At 68.0% G+C, this 14,153-nt stretch carries 13 protein-coding genes; 3 read left to right on the forward strand and 10 right to left on the reverse strand.

Annotation, left to right across the window (positions count from 1 at the left end; all coding sequences use genetic code 11):
• Positions 1-39: 39 nt before the first annotated feature.
• Both AB0P11_RS11710 and AB0P11_RS11715 read left to right on the forward strand, forming a co-directional pair.
• Positions 40-537 carry a metallophosphoesterase gene (locus AB0P11_RS11710; protein ID WP_363522111.1) on the forward strand — a complete coding sequence of 166 codons (498 nt, stop codon included), beginning with the start codon at positions 40-42 and terminating at the stop codon, positions 535-537.
• Positions 534-1,055: a GAF domain-containing protein gene (locus AB0P11_RS11715; RefSeq protein WP_072590948.1), complete on the forward strand. Its 522-nt coding sequence runs from the start codon at positions 534-536 to the stop codon at positions 1,053-1,055. Before AB0P11_RS11710 ends, AB0P11_RS11715 begins: the two co-directional genes overlap by 4 nt.
• 9 nt (positions 1,056-1,064) lie before the next feature.
• Here the strand turns inward: AB0P11_RS11715 and AB0P11_RS11720 are convergent, their stop codons facing one another.
• The 5 genes from AB0P11_RS11720 to AB0P11_RS11740 all read right to left on the reverse strand — a co-directional run bounded on the left by AB0P11_RS11720 (position 1,065) and on the right by AB0P11_RS11740 (position 6,513).
• Positions 1,065-1,430, reverse strand: a complete 366-nt coding sequence (locus AB0P11_RS11720) for an HNH endonuclease signature motif containing protein (RefSeq protein WP_053099033.1) — start codon at positions 1,428-1,430, stop codon at positions 1,065-1,067.
• Positions 1,431-1,467: 37 nt separating this feature from the next.
• On the reverse strand, positions 1,468-3,210 hold the full coding sequence (locus AB0P11_RS11725) for a beta-galactosidase family protein (protein WP_363522114.1): 1,743 nt from the start codon (positions 3,208-3,210) through the stop codon (positions 1,468-1,470).
• 65 nt (positions 3,211-3,275) lie between these two features.
• Positions 3,276-4,634 carry a sugar ABC transporter substrate-binding protein gene (locus tag AB0P11_RS11730; protein WP_320491256.1) on the reverse strand — a complete coding sequence of 453 codons (1,359 nt, stop codon included), beginning with the start codon at positions 4,632-4,634 and terminating at the stop codon, positions 3,276-3,278.
• A 69-nt stretch (positions 4,635-4,703) separates the two neighbouring features.
• A complete protein-coding gene (locus AB0P11_RS11735; RefSeq protein ID WP_363522345.1) occupies positions 4,704-5,549 on the reverse strand; it encodes a carbohydrate ABC transporter permease in 846 nt (281 codons plus the stop codon).
• A 46-nt stretch (positions 5,550-5,595) separates the two neighbouring features.
• Positions 5,596-6,513, reverse strand: coding sequence for a sugar ABC transporter permease (locus AB0P11_RS11740; protein ID WP_056277859.1), 918 nt, complete (start codon positions 6,511-6,513; stop codon positions 5,596-5,598).
• Between the two features lie 160 nt (positions 6,514-6,673).
• Here AB0P11_RS11740 and AB0P11_RS11745 point away from each other — a divergent pair, with 160 nt between their 5' ends.
• Positions 6,674-7,657, forward strand: coding sequence for a LacI family DNA-binding transcriptional regulator (locus AB0P11_RS11745; protein ID WP_363522347.1), 984 nt, complete (start codon positions 6,674-6,676; stop codon positions 7,655-7,657).
• Positions 7,658-7,682: 25 nt separating this feature from the next.
• On the opposite strand, the gene AB0P11_RS11750 is transcribed toward AB0P11_RS11745, so the two are convergent.
• The 5 genes from AB0P11_RS11750 to AB0P11_RS11770 are packed head-to-tail and all read right to left on the reverse strand — an operon-like array spanning position 7,683 to position 14,090.
• Entirely contained in the window at positions 7,683-9,305 is a 1,623-nt protein-coding gene (locus AB0P11_RS11750; protein ID WP_056277862.1) for an MFS transporter, read from the reverse strand.
• Positions 9,302-10,060: an ion channel gene (locus AB0P11_RS11755; RefSeq protein WP_363522117.1), complete on the reverse strand. Its 759-nt coding sequence runs from the start codon at positions 10,058-10,060 to the stop codon at positions 9,302-9,304. The genes AB0P11_RS11750 and AB0P11_RS11755 overlap by 4 nt, the downstream gene beginning before the upstream one ends.
• A 9-nt stretch (positions 10,061-10,069) precedes the next feature.
• The gene (locus tag AB0P11_RS11760; RefSeq protein ID WP_230100682.1) at positions 10,070-11,494 is read right to left on the reverse strand and encodes a DUF2252 domain-containing protein; all 1,425 of its coding nucleotides are present in this window, start codon (positions 11,492-11,494) and stop codon (positions 10,070-10,072) included.
• The gene (locus tag AB0P11_RS11765) at positions 11,491-12,951 is read right to left on the reverse strand and encodes a hypothetical protein (protein ID WP_363522119.1); all 1,461 of its coding nucleotides are present in this window, start codon (positions 12,949-12,951) and stop codon (positions 11,491-11,493) included. Before AB0P11_RS11765 ends, AB0P11_RS11760 begins: the two co-directional genes overlap by 4 nt.
• Before the next feature lie 14 nt (positions 12,952-12,965).
• Positions 12,966-14,090: an AI-2E family transporter gene (locus AB0P11_RS11770; protein WP_230100680.1), complete on the reverse strand. Its 1,125-nt coding sequence runs from the start codon at positions 14,088-14,090 to the stop codon at positions 12,966-12,968.
• Positions 14,091-14,153 lie beyond the last annotated feature (63 nt).

Here is a 14,153-nt window from a genome sequence, read left to right on the forward strand (position 1 = left end):
TCGGAGGCGGATGCCCGTGCCCACCCGAGACGGAGAACCGTGACGACGAGACTGCTGCTGATCGCCGATACGCATGTGCCCGCCCGTGCCAAGCGACTGCCCGACGCGGTGCTGCGAGCGGTCGACGACGCCGACATCGTCGTGCACGCGGGGGACTGGATCGACCTCGCGACGCTGGATCTGATCGAGTCCCGGTCGCGGCTGCTCGTCGGCGTCCACGGGAACAACGACGGACCCGCGCTGCGAGAGCGACTGCCCGAGATCGCACGGCTGACGGTCGAGGACCTCGAGGTCGCTGTGGTGCACGAGACCGGACCGAAGCAGCGGCGCGAGGAGCGGATGGATGCGGCGTTCCCGGGCGTCGACCTGCTCGTGTTCGGCCACTCCCACATCCCGTGGGACACCGTCGCCCCATCCGGGATGCGCCTGCTGAACCCAGGGTCGCCGACCGACCGCCGCAGGCAGCCCGTCTGCACGATGATGTCGGTCGCGATCGACGGCGAACGGGTCGACGCCACGCTGGTGCCGCTCGCATGACCACCGCACCTCGCGCGGGTAACGACATCGAGGTTCCCGCGGCGTACCGCGCCCCGATGCGATCGCGCGACGACGGGGTGCGCGAGGGGCTCGCTGTCGAGCGCGCGCTGCGGATCGGGGTCTGCGGAGTGGGAGGTCGCCTCGACCGCATCCCGGAGTCGCCGGCCGACGCGCTCGCCGCAGTCGATGCCGCCTTCGGTGAGCGGGCGGCGCGCAGGCTCGAGAGGTTCTCCTCGGTTTCCGAGGGGTCGTTCGTCTGGACGCGCGACGTCGACGGACTGCTGTGGCTCGGCCGGATCGCCGGGCCCTGGCGCTACGACGCGTCGGGCGAAGCCCGTGCAGTCGACCTCGTGCACGTGCGCGCGTGCGACTGGCTCGATCGTCCGGTGGAGCCGGCCGCGGTGCCGTCCGGCGTGCACGAGTCGTTCGCGCGGGGCGGTCGCAACTGGCAGAGCATCACCCGGGCCGACGCCGCGCACCTCACCGCGGCCGTCTGGAAGTCCCGCCGCAGCGGGTGACGGGCCCGATCAGTCGGTCGGGCGCAGGTCGCGGAGAATGGCGTCATACCGGCTGAGGAAAGCGCGCTCGTCGAGTCGCTTGCGTCGGAGCCACGACGTGACCTCGTCGTTGCGCTTGCTCGCGTTGCAGGACCCGCACGCGGGCACCACGTTCTCGACGGTGTAGCGACCGCCGCGGGAGATCGGCATCACGCAGTCGCGTTGGAGCGCGATGTCGCCCGCTCCGCAGTATGCACATCCGCCCCAGGCCTCCTGCAGCGAGGCCCACTGCTCGGCGGTGAGGTCGTTGTCCGCTCTGGCCACCCGGCCCCGGCGCCGCTTCGCATGACGGGCGCGCGCAGCGGGCGTGGGGGTGGAGAATCTTCGGCGCGGCACAGACACACGGTACTGGGCGGATGCCCGTGCCTGTGATCTATTCCTCGGTGTCGCCGAGAGCGAGCGCCGGCACGAAGTCGGCCGTGGGCGCGAGCAGCTGCTCCAACTCGAGCACGATGAGCCGGTTGTCTCCCGCTCGCGTCGCCGGGGCCGGCACGAACAGGGTGCGCTGCGGCCCGTTGCGCCAGTACCGTCCGAGGAAGAACCCGTTGACGAACGCATAGCCCTTGCTCCAGGCAACGGTGTCGAGGAACAGGTCGGCGGCGGAGTCGAGCGCGAAGTCTGCGACCCACGCAGAGGGTGCGCTTCCCGGGCCGCTCGACGTGTTCCCGCCGCTGGAGCCGATCTCCGCCGCGATCCCTGCGACGTCCAGCGCGGTCGAGTGCCAGCCGGTCAGCGGCGTGCCGTCGAGGGCAGGAGCGCCGATCAGACCCTTCTGCTCGCCGAGTCGGTGGTCGTAGTTCACGCGGCCGCCCTCCTCGACGAGGATGCTGAGCGTCCGTCCCGCGGGAATCCGCAGGGAACGGTCATGACGGGTGCGGGAGAGCGTGCCGACGGGCTGGCCGTCGACGCTCACCCAGGCGAGGTCGCGCACCTCGTCGAGCACGAGCTGACCGCCGCGACCTTCGGGAAGCTCGACGTCGTAGCGGACCAGAGCGCTCAGGTGCTCCAGCTCGTCGAATGTCCTCGGAACTGCGGATGCGGGCGTCGATGCCGCAGCATCGGTCCATGATCCCGCCGGCTTCAGCGGCACGGAGAAGACCGGTGCCGCGGTGGCCGCGGCGGGCAGCTCGTCGGGGACGGGCGCGTACTTCGCGATGACGTCGCGGAAGGCGAAGAACTTCGCGGTCGGGTTGCCGGCCTCGTCGAGAGGCGCGTCGTAGTCATATGACGTGACGATCGGCAGGTAGCGGCCCTTGTGGTTGGCACCGTTCGTGAGACCGAAGTTCGTGCCGCCGTGGAACATGTAGATGTTCACCGAGGCCCCCGCGGCCAGCAGCTCGTCGAGATCGGCGGCGGCGGTGTCCACGTCGGTCGTGTGATGCACGCCGCCCCACCAGTCGAACCAGCCGTCCCAGAACTCGGAGCACATCAGGGGGCCGGTGGGCTGGTGGGAGCGCAGGGTGGCGAGGCGCTCGGCGCTGCGCGATCCGAAGGATCCGGTCTTGTGCAGCTCGGGGAGGCTGCCGTCTGCCAGCATCCGATCGGTCGGCTGGTCGACCGTGGTGAGGGGCACGGTGATACCGGCTTCTCGGGTGAGGGCGACGAGCGCCTCGAGGTAGTCCTTGTCCGAGCCGTACGCGCCGTACTCGTTCTCGATCTGCACGAGCACGACCGAGCCGCCACGGTCGATCTGCCGGGGCGCGACGATGTCGTAGACCCGGCGGAGGTAGTCGCTGACATCGGCGAGGAACGTCGGCTCGGAAGAGCGCAGCTCGCGCTCGCCCGCGGTGAGCCAGTTCGGCAGCCCGCCGTTGTGCCACTCGGCGCAGATGTAGGGGCCGGGCCGCACGATCGCATCCATGCCCTCCGCCTGGATCAGGTCGAGGAACCTGCCCAGGTCGTTCCAACCCGTGGCATCCCACTCGCCGCGCCGAGGCTCGTGAGCGTTCCATGCGACGTAGGTCTCGATCGTGTTGAGTCCCATCAGACGGGCCTTGCGGATGCGGTCCTGCCACTGGTCGGGGTGCACCCGGAAGTAGTGGATGGCACCGGAGATCACCTGGTGGGGGAGCCCGGCGCGGAGGAAGTCTGTCTCGCCGATGGAGAAGGAGGTCACGATGAGGTGCTTTCGATGGGGAGGGCCGGACGGAGAGCGAGTCCCCGTCCGGCCCGGACGTGCGATTACTTGTTGACGGCGAAGCCCTGCGAGTTGCCGTACTCGACCAGCGCGTCCTGCCAGGTCATGAGGCCTTCGTTCAGGTCGGTGCCGTTCTGGTACGACTGGCCCACGGTGTCTCCGAAGATGCTGTTGCCGTAGACCTGGTAGGGCAGGTAGCTCCAGCCCTCGACCACGTCGTCGGCCGCTGCGGCGAGGACCTCGTTGATCTTCTGGCCGCCGAAGTACTCGGGCGCGTCGGCGAGGAACTCCTCGCTCGACAGCTCGGCGGTCGTCGACGGGAATCCGCCGGACTCGAGGAACGTCGAGATGCTCTCCTCCGAGTTGTTCAGCCACCACAGGAATCCGGCGGCGAGTGCCGGGTTCTTGCTCTGCGTGGTCACGGCCTGGCCGCCGCCGCCGTTCTCCGCGGTCGCCGGGGTGCCGTCGTAGGTCGGCATCGGAGCGACGCGCCAGTCACCGGCACCGTCGGGGGCGCCCGTGATCAGGTTGCCCGGCATCCAGGCGCCGATCACGAGGGTCGCGAGGCTGCCGTCGCCGAGAGCGCGGAACCACTCGTCGCTCCAGCTGCCGTAGGGCGCGAGCAGGTCCTCCTCGACGAGGCGGTTCCAGTTCTCGGTCCACTTCTTCGATCCGTCGTCCTGCAGGTCGATCGTGACGTCGGTGCCCGACGTCTCGAACGGCTTGCCGCCGGCCTGCCAGATCATCGAGGTCGCGAAGCCGGCGTCGCCGGTGTCGTTCGTGATGTAGGCGTCGGGGTTCGCGGCGTGGATCGCCTTCGCCGCCTCGTAGTACTCGTCCCACGTGGTGGGTACGGTGACGCCGGCGGCGTCGAACACGGCCTTGTTGTAGAAGAGCGCCATGGGGCCGGAGTCCTGCGGGAGGCCGTAGATCGCGTCGCCGTCGGTGACGGAGTTCCAGGTCGAGGCGGTGTAGTCGTCCTCGAAGTCGGCGAAGCCGTACTGCGAGAGGTCGACGAAGGCATCCGTCAGCGCGAACTGCGGGAAGGCGTAGTACTCCATCTGCACGACGTCGGGGGCGCCGGAGCCCGCCTTGATGGCGTTCTGCAGCTTGGTGTACTCCTCGTTGTTGGTGCCCGCGTTGACCACGTTCACCTTGACGTTCGGGTACTCCTTCTCGAACGCCTCGACCTGAGCCTCGGCGGAGGGGGTCCACGACCAGTACGTGATCTCGCCGCCCTTCTCGAGAGCGGCCTCGACGGAGTCGAACGAGCCGTCGCCGGCAGCGCTGCCGCCGGAGCCGGAGTCGCCGGTGCTGCAGCCGGCCAGCGCCAGCGCTGCCACGGTTCCGGCCGCGAGCACCGTGAGGGTGCGCCGTGCGGCGGGTGAGGGAAGGTGCTTCATTGCTGTGTCCTTTCGGGGGTGCGGTCCAGCGTCGGACCGACAGGGGGGCGGTGCGGAGGGTGCCGGAGGCTACTGCTTGACGCTTCCGGCGGTGAGACCTGACTGCCAGAACCTCTGCAGCAGCAGGAAGGCGATGACGATCGGGATGATGGTGAGGAGGGAGCCCATGATCACGAGGTTGTAGATCGGCTGAGATCCGGCGCCGATCGCCTGAGCGCTCCACTGGTTCAGGCCGACGGTGAGCGGGTACCAGGCCGGGTCGGAGAGCATGATCAGCGGCAGGAAGTAGTTGTTCCACGTCGCGACCACGGTGAACAGGGTCACCGTCACGATGCCCGGTGCGAGCAGTCGCATCGAGATCGTGAAGAAGGTGCGGAACTCTCCGGCGCCGTCGATGCGGGCCGCTTCCAGCAGCTCGGTCGGCACGGACTCCGACGCGAACACCCAGATCAGGTACAGACCGAACGGGCTGATCAGCGAGGGGATGATCACCGCCCACGCGGTGTTCGTGAGCCCGAGCTCGCTGAAGAGCAGGAAGGTCGGCACGGCGAGGGCGGTGCCCGGCACGGCGACCGCGCCGAGCACGACGGCGAACACCGCGCGGCGGCCGGGGAAGCGGTACTTCGCCAGGCCGTAGCCGGCCATGGTGGCGAGCAGCGTCGCGCCTCCGGCGCCGACCACGACGTAGAGCAGCGTGTTGCCGAGCCAGCGCAGGAAGATGCCGTCCTGATACGAGAAGGTCGCCACCAAGTTGTCGACGAATGCGAAGTCGTCGGAGAACCAGAGCCCGAACGAGCTGAACAGCCCGGACTGCGTCTTGGTCGAGCTGAACAGCAGCCAGACGAGCGGCACCAGTGTGTACAGGGCGTACATCACCATGACGATCAGCAGGATCTTCGACTTGCGCGGATTCATCAGATCGTGGCGCTTCTGCGAGGGACGGGCGAGGGGGAGTGCCATGTCAGCGCACCTCCGACTTCGAGCCGCGCAGCTGCACGACGTAGGCGATCACTGCGGTGATGACGCCCATGATGATGGCGATCGTCGCGGCGTAGTTGAACTGCTGTCCGGCGAACGAGAGGTTGTACGCGTACATGTTGGGGGTGAAGTACGTCGTGATCACGTTCGGAGCCAGGGGCCGCAGGATGTTGGGTTCGTTGAAGAGCTGGAAGCTGCCGATGATCGAGAAGATCGTGGCGATCACGAGAGCACCGCGCACCGAGGGGATCTTGATCGAGAAGATCGTGCGCCATGCGCCCGCGCCGTCGAGCGACGCCGCCTCGTACATGTCGGTGGGGATGGTCTTCAGCGACGAGTAGAAGATCAGCATGTTGTAGCCGACGAACTGCCAGGTCACGATGTTGCCGATCGAGACCAGGATCCACTCCCGGGCGAAGGGCGTGATGAGGTCGCTGCCGAGGAAGTCGTTGAAGTTCGACGTCAGACCGAACTGGTCGCCGTAGATGTACCCCCACATGAGCACCGCGACTACCGCGGGCACCGCGTACGGCAGGAAGATCAGGATGCGGAAGAACGATGCGCCGCGCAGACGTGCGCTGTCGAGGGCGAGCGCCGCGGCCAGCGCCAGGACGAGCATGATCGGCACCTGCACCACGAGGAACAGCACCACGCGGCCGAAAGCCTCCCAGAACTGCGGGTCGGTGAGCGCGCGGACGTAGTTGTCGAACCCGACGAACGCCGTGCCGCCGATCAGCTTCTCCTGGAAGAAGCTGAGGTAGAGCGCGTAGGCGAGCGGGGTCAGGAAGACCAGGGCGAAGACGACCATGAACGGGCCGACGAAGGCCCATCCCTTCCAGTCGCGCTTCTCGCGCCGGCGGATGCCGTGGTCCGCCAGGGCTGCGGAATCTTGAGTCGTCATTGACGAGAACCTTCTTAGAGATCGGGCGCTCACGGCGCCGTGTGTCAACGTCAACATATTCGATGCACTGCTAGTGTGTCAACGTCAACACATGAATGGATGAGTGCTCGTGACCTCGGTACAGTCGGCAGAGCCGCCGCAGCGGCGGCGAGACCCCTCCATGGAGGACGTGGCCCGCGAGGCCGGTGTCTCCGGACAGACCGTGTCGCGCGTCGTGAACGCGCGCGGCTACGTCGGCGCCGCCACCAGGGAGCGCGTCGAAGACGCCATGCAGCGGCTCGGCTACCGGCCCAACAGTGCGGCTCGTGCGCTGCGATCCGGCCGATTCCGGGCGATCGGCGTCATCATGTTCTCCTTCAGCTCGTACGGCAACCAGCGCACGCTCGATGCGATCGCCGTGCGCGCCTCGCAGATGGGATACGCCCTCACCCTCATCCCCGTCGAGTCGAGTGCCCGCGACACCGTCGCGGGAGCCTTCCGCCGCCTGGAGGAGCACGCCGTCGACGGGATCATCATCGTGATCGAGGCGCATCAGCTCGACGAGGCCGAGGTCGAGATCCCCGACGGTCTGCCCGTCGTGCTCGTCGACTCGAACCGCGGCACGACTCACCCGTTCGTCGACACGGATCAGGCTCAGGGTGCGCGCCTCGCGACCGAGCACCTGCTCGACCTCGGCCATGAGACCGTCTGGCACGTCGCAGGACCGGCGAAGTCCTATTCCGCAGAGCGTCGACGCGAGTCCTGGCGCTCGACTCTCATGGATCGCGGCATCGAGGCACCCGAGCCGCTGCAGGGCGACTGGTCAGCCGAATCCGGCTATCGCGCCGGGCTCCGCCTGCGTGACGACGACGGCGTCACCGCCGTGTTCGCGGCGAACGACCAGATGGCGATCGGCGTCGTGCGGGCATTCCGCGAGGCCGGTCGAGACATTCCCGGCGACGTCAGCGTGGTCGGGTTCGACGGCCTGCCGGATGCCGCCCAACTGTGGCCGCCGCTGACCACGGTGCAGCAGCATCCCGAGAAGGTCGGCGCTCTCGCGGTCGACGCCCTCCTCGCCGAGCTCGATGGGGGAGAGCGCAGTCAGACGCCGCTCGTCGGCACCGAGCTCATCGTGCGCGAGAGCACGGCAGCGCCGCGGATCTGAGTTCACACGGCGAGGGACACGCCGATCAGGCCTTCTCCGCCACGTCGGCGCCGTCTTTTCGCCGGATCGACAACCCTGCCGGGATGCCCCGCGAGAACAGGATCGACAGCAGGCTGATCACGATCAGCCCGACGAACGACACGCGGAGTGACGAGAGCTGCGACTCGCGGTAGATGTCGGCGAGTTCGCTCGAGTCCTCGTCGCTGAGGCCGGCCGCTTCCCCGATTCCGGTGACGTCGGCTGCGGGCACCACTGTGACGCCGCGGTCTGTCGCGGCGCTCACCGTCTCGCGCACGTCGTTCGGAAGATCGCTCACGGCGACTCCCGACGCGAACGAGGTCGACAGCGCCCCGATCAGCAGCGACCCGATCAACGCTGTTCCGAGCGATGAGCCGAGATTCTGGAAGACGCCCTGCAGTCCGCCGGCTTCACTCGTGTCCTTCTCGCTCACGCTCGACATGTTGACGTTGCCGAGCTGCGAGGCCAGAAGACCGAGAGCGCTGCCGGCGAGGAACATGCCGACCGCGAACAGGCCGCCGCGGAGGTCCTCGGTCACCGAGCCGAGCAGCAGGACGGCGCTGAGCACGAGGGTCGACTGCCCGGCTCTCACGATGCGGCGAGGCGACCACCGCCGAGACAGAGCGGTGCCGATGATCGAGAAGAGGATCAACGAGACCGAGAGCGGGAAGATCTTGATGCCCGTCTCGAGCGCGTCGAATCCGAGTGTCATCTGCAGGTAGACCGGGACCATGAAGAACAGCCCTGCCGTCACGGCGTACTGGGCGCCGAGTACCGAGAGCCCGCTGCGCAGAGTCGTGATGGAGAACAGGTCCGGCTGCATCAGAGGAGATCGGCCGTCGCGCATCAGCCGTCGCTGCCACCTGATGAAGAGCGTGATCAGAGCGGCGCCGAGCGCGATGCACCAGGTCGTCAGAGAGACTCCGAGGGGTGCGATGGGGATGCCCGCGATCTCCGGCGTGTACAGGGGCAGCACCCACCCCCACGTCTTGCTCTGCAGCATGCCGAAGACGATCAGGACGAGACCGGCAGACGAGAGCAGCACGCTGCCGATGTCGATGCGGATGCTCTGTCGCGGGGTGGAATCGGCGATGATGCGAGCGCACAGCACGACGCCCAGCATGATCACCACCTCGGCGACGAAGACGAACCGCCAGCTCGAGTAGGTGGTCACCGCTCCGCCGATCAACGGACCAGCCGCGACGGCCGCACCCGACACGGCGCCGATGACGGCGAAGGCCGTGACGCGCTCGGCACCTCGGTAGTTGTCGGCGACGAGGGCGGCGATTGCGGGGATCACCAGCACCGCGCCCAGCCCCTCGATGATCGACCACCCGAGGAACAGGAACCCCACGGACGGACTCAGCGCCGTGATGAGGGAGCCTGCGGCATAGACGCACGAACCGATCACGAAGGCGCGGCGTCGACCCCACACATCGCCGAGCTTCGCCCCGAAGAGCATGAACGCCGCCATGGTCAGGGTGTAGAACGTGATCGCCGCCTGCATCGCCGTCACGGAGGTGTCGAGATCGCTCACGACCGTCGATATCGACACGTTCATGACGGTTCCGTCAAGCACCATGACGAACTGCGCGGCGCCGAGCACGATGACGACGTTCCACTTCTTCATGACATCTCCTCGGGCGTGGGTGCGTGTGCAGGTGCGGGCGATACCTCGGGGGCCGCCTCGGACGCGGGACGGCGGTTGCCGCGCATGATCCGCGCCACGGCCGTGATCAGGAACAGCTGTCCGGTGACCGCCTCGGCGACGGCGATTCCCTGCACGGCGGGGCTCACCGGAACGATGTTGCCGTAGCCGGTGGTCGTGAGCGTCGTGTACGAGAAGAACAGCTGGCTCGAGAGGGAATCGACGACCTCCCCACCGAAGGTCGGCGAGATGGTCAGAAGCGCGCCGAGGTTGTAGACGAGAGCGAAGAACATGCCCACCAGGACGTACGCCGAGATCGCGGCGAGCAGAGCCTCGGCATCCAGGCCCCGCCGCGTGACCTGGTGTCTGATGATCGCGACCGGTGCGATGAGGAACGCGACCATCGACGCCGCCGACAGCGCGATGTCGAGTGCGTGTCCCTGCAGGTCGAACACTGCGACCACGATCGCGGCGATGCCCGCCGCCGAGAGCACGATCCAGGCGATGCGCTGCACCCGGGCGTGGGCCTCGGTCACGCGAAGCACGACGGCGACGGTGACCAGTTGCACCACGAACGCCGGCGGGCTCGGGTCGGTCGTGCCCTGAGCGGCGCACAGCCCGTAGGTGAGCACGAGCAGCGCGAGCACGAGCCAATAACCGGACGGCCATCCGGGCACCGGCCTCGCGACGTGTGCCCCGAGAATCGCGGGTTCACGCATCGTGTATCGGGATCCCATGGAGGCGCCTCACACCGGTCCGTGCTCGCTCGGCAGTCGCCCCGATGCCAGAGCCGTCTTCAGAGCCCGGAAGTCGCTGTCGTTCTGATCGGCGTACGCCGCGGCGAAGTCCGCGATCGCCTCCTCGAACATCTCGCTCCGCCCCATGTACCCCGCGATCTGCACCCGGTCTCCCGAGCGGGAATGGGCTCGAGCCAGTGTCTCCCCGCAGATCCGCGCGTACAGGATCGCACCCCGCACGCTCATCGTGTCCGGGTCGATTCCCCCCTTCCCGTCCTGCAGCTGCCGGATGTAGAAGTCGCGGGGCTGCCCGTCGAGACCGACGACGGATTGCCATCCGAGGAAGATGTCGCTGGATGCCTGCATGAGGCGCTGGCCCCGCACGACGCGTTCCGCGTGGTCGTCGAACTCGCTCGGCCCGAGGAAGCGCTCCAGCACAGATGCCTGAGCCTCCTTCGCCTGAAGGAGCAGAGGGTCGTCGTCGTCGCGTCCGCTGAGCAGGAGCACCCAGGCGCGTGTCCCCACGCTTCCGACACCGACGACCTTTCGAGCCATGTGTCGGTACCTGTACTCGGCGATCGGATGCCGTTCGCTGACGAGCGTCGTCCGATACGCGCCCAACACCTGGTGCATCACATCCGCTTCGTCTGCCGCGCGCCCCGCGTCGCGGATGAGATCCTCGACGGGGACGATCAGCGGCGGCGCCGCGACGATGCGCAGGTGGCCGTCGACGACGCGCACCAGCTTCTTGAAAGCCTTCCGATGATCGCGTTTTCGCGCCTTGTCGATCGTCGCGTCCAGCCGGCGCACCTCCTCGTCTCCCACCTGCCGGTCGAGCTGTGCCTGACGGGTCGACAGCCTCGCACTCTCTGCGTCGAGTCGGTCGTACCAGGCGTCGAGCACCCTCGACTTGGCCGCCGCCCTCATCGCGGTGCGATAGCCTTGTGCCGCGGCCACGACGCAGGCGCGCTCCTCGTCAGCGCTGAATCCACGCTGCCTGCTGGCCACCGCGAAGCTCGCCGCGAGTCGTTTCACATCCCACTCGAACGGCCCTGGAAGCGTCTCATCGAAGTCGTTGATATCGAAGATCAGGTGCCGCTCAGGGGAGCTGAACAGTCCGAAGTTCGACAGGTGCGCGTCTCCGCAGAGCTGCGCGATGATGCCGGTGTGCTCGGACGAGGCGAGGTCCGATGCCATGTGCAGGGCCGCCCCCCGATAGAAGGCGAGCGGGGACGCGGCCATGCGCGCGTACCGCACCGGCGTGAGTTCCTGCACCCGTGATCGCCCCTGCTCCTCGAGCAGATAGATGGGATCCGGCCGGTCCGTGGCCGGTGACCATGCTGCGAGCTGCGACCGGGGCATTCGCGATCGAGCGGCGCGTCCTTCATCGCGCCGCTCGGCGAACGGCTTCGCGACCTCCGGGGACCGAGTCATGAGCTGGCTCGGCCAAGGGAGTCGGTGGAGGCGAGGGCAGCCTTCTCACGCGAGATCTCGTCCCGCGCGTCGTCCTCAGCCGCCACGGCATCGATGGCATCGGCATCGGCATCGGCATCGTCATCGTCGGACGACGGACGTTCGACGACCTCCAGGACGAGGACGACGAGCAGCGACAGGGCCAGAGTCCACAGCACGAGTGCGGGGGTGAGCGGCCGTACGAGCAGCACGACCGCCGCACCGGCCACGATGATCGCAGCCCTCAGGAGAGCGCGTCTCGAGTACATCCACGTGCCGACGCGTCCGCTGCTCAGGCCGCGCCGGTCAAGGGTGCCGCGCAGCGAGGCGGCGCCACCGTGGACGACGGCGCGAAGTCGTCGTGGAACGTCGAAGGGGCCGGCGAACCACGCGACCACGGCGGTGACGAGCGCGAGCACGAGCACAGCCACGGCGGTGTCGCGCATGGCGCCGCCGACCAGTTCGTAGATCGCGCCCCCGGCATCCGCGGGGATGCCGTTGCTGCGCAGAGCGGCGTCGAAGAGCACCCTGCCGATGGCGAGACCCGCGAGCACGATCAGCATCACGAGACCGAGGGAGAGCGCTGCGGTGACCAGCGCGACCGAGCGTCGTCGCGCGACGACCACGCCGGCGGCGAGGAACACGATCGCCACCCAGGGCAACCAGAGTCCAGCGGCCACCACCAGCTCGTAGGCGAGCTGGACCGAGGCGAGGGAATCGACCTGCGCGACGGTGATCGTGCGATCGACCGTCGGAATCGACGCCGCGAATCCGACGCCCTGGTCGACGAGCACTTCTTTCGCGGCGTCGATGATCGGCGCCAGCTGAATCCCGATCGTGCCGTCGGACCCGAGTGCGATGGCCGCATCCGGATCGTCCTGCAGCGCGGACACCACCTGCGCGTGGCTGATGCGGAGCGCCGACGCCCAGACGTTCGCGAACGCTTCGGACTCGACGAAGCGCTCGACCAGGGTTCCCACGAGCGATTGCAGACCCTGCGCAGCGGGTCCCTTCAGCAACTCCAGTGCACGAGTCGCCGCGGGGCCGGTGCCGAGGTCGATGATGCCGTCGATCACGTCCGTGGTGAGGGTCGGTATGTCGACCTGTCCCTCGATCGCCTCGACAACCTGATCGGTGACCGCGGACTGCACGTCAGGATCGCTCGCGAGCACGGCGTAGCTCGCGACGAATCGATCGGTGTCGGTGAGCTGCACGTTGCCCCAGGCAGCGACGAGGGCGACGGGTGCGATGAGCGTTCCCAGCACGATGAGGACGGTGGCCGAGAGAGTGCGTCCCCACCCGCGGGATCGGCGGCGCGACCCGACCGGATCGGGTGTCGAGGCGGGGGTTGCCGCCGGGATGCCGCCACGGAGGGCGCTGTTCTCGGCTTCGAGGGCAGCGAGGCGCCGCTGCAGCTCCTGGACCGTGGATCGTGCCATGTGATTCTCCGTCCTCAGACTCTCGCGTTCTGACGCGGGATGTGGACCTGCTTGATGATCAGAAGTATCGCGGCGGTGATCGGGATCGACACCAGTGCGCCGAGCAGACCGAGCAGGGCCCCGCCGATGAGCGCCCCGATGATCACGAGCGACCCTGGCACCGCGATCGCCCTGTTCATGATGCGCGGAGTCAGCAGATATGCCTCGAACTGCATGTAGATCAGATACAGCACCGCGAAGATCAGCGCGAGCAGGGGGTCGCTGAACAGCGCGACGACCGAGGCGAAGATCCAGTACGCGACCGGACCGATGAGCGGTATCAGGGTGATCAGGAAGGCGGCCAGCCCCATGAACGCAGGAGCTGGGAGCCCCAATATCAGATGCAGGAGGGTCGCGAACACCGCATTGCAGGCGGCGAGCACCACCATCCCGATGAGATATCCGCCGATCGAGTCGGTGATCTGCTCCGTGAGCGATCGGAGTCTGGCTCGATCGCGCGCGGGTGCGAGCGAGTAGAACGCGGACTTGATGGGCGACAGCGACGCGAGGAAGTACAGCGTGAGGACGACGACGATGATCACACCGGAGATCGCGTTGCCGACGCCGAAACCCACGGCGAGCACTCCGCCTCCGACGGCGAGCAGGTTGCCGGGATCCGCGAAGAACGCCGCGAGTTGATCGAGTGCGGTTCCGACGACATCTCCGACCTGTGCTTCGAAGGCTGTGTACGCCTCCGAGGTGCGGAAGTCGGCGATGGCCGCGGGGATGGAGCGTGCGAACTCGCCCACCTGCACCAGGGCGGGCGGGAGGATGAACCCGATCACGACGGCGAGGAAGACGAGGAAGCCGCCCGAGACGATCAGCAGTCCGCGCGTTCGCGACACCCGGTGTGCCTCCAGCCAGCGGATCACCGGGTCGAGGCCGAGGGCGACGAAGAGGGCAATCGCGATGTAGATGAGGATCGTGGCGACCGAGCTCGCGGCGACGCCGAGGACGAACGCGCCGAGCCCGCCGAGAACCAGCGCGAAGCCGAACAGCAGGGGGCGCGTCACGGTGATCTGGATGCTGCGTGGTCGCGGCCCGCGTGTGGCGCGCCGAAGCTGAGGGGGTGACTCCTCAGGCACGCTCGCATCGCTCACGGTGCCACTCTCGGGCGCAGGGCGCACGGCCGCGTCACCCTTTCAGGGCGATATACCGCGGGG

It is taken from the genome of Microbacterium sp. NPDC079176 (assembly GCF_040686675.1).
GTDB lineage: Bacteria > Actinomycetota > Actinomycetes > Actinomycetales > Microbacteriaceae > Microbacterium.

Bases quoted from the DNA above. Each gene is read 5' to 3' on its own strand.
- AB0P11_RS11715 (WP_072590948.1), top strand. From the start codon at position 534: ATGACCACCGCACCTCGCGCGGGTAACGACATCGAGGTTCCCGCGGCG.
- AB0P11_RS11730 (WP_320491256.1), bottom strand. From the start codon at position 4,634: ATGAAGCACCTTCCCTCACCCGCCGCACGGCGCACCCTCACGGTGCTC.
- AB0P11_RS11735 (WP_363522345.1), bottom strand. From the start codon at position 5,549: ATGAATCCGCGCAAGTCGAAGATCCTGCTGATCGTCATGGTGATGTAC.
- AB0P11_RS11740 (WP_056277859.1), bottom strand. From the start codon at position 6,513: ATGACGACTCAAGATTCCGCAGCCCTGGCGGACCACGGCATCCGCCGG.
- AB0P11_RS11745 (WP_363522347.1), top strand. From the start codon at position 6,674: ATGGAGGACGTGGCCCGCGAGGCCGGTGTCTCCGGACAGACCGTGTCG.
- AB0P11_RS11750 (WP_056277862.1), bottom strand. From the start codon at position 9,305: ATGAAGAAGTGGAACGTCGTCATCGTGCTCGGCGCCGCGCAGTTCGTC.
- AB0P11_RS11755 (WP_363522117.1), bottom strand. From the start codon at position 10,060: ATGGGATCCCGATACACGATGCGTGAACCCGCGATTCTCGGGGCACAC.
- AB0P11_RS11760 (WP_230100682.1), bottom strand. From the start codon at position 11,494: ATGACTCGGTCCCCGGAGGTCGCGAAGCCGTTCGCCGAGCGGCGCGAT.
- AB0P11_RS11765 (WP_363522119.1), bottom strand. From the start codon at position 12,951: ATGGCACGATCCACGGTCCAGGAGCTGCAGCGGCGCCTCGCTGCCCTC.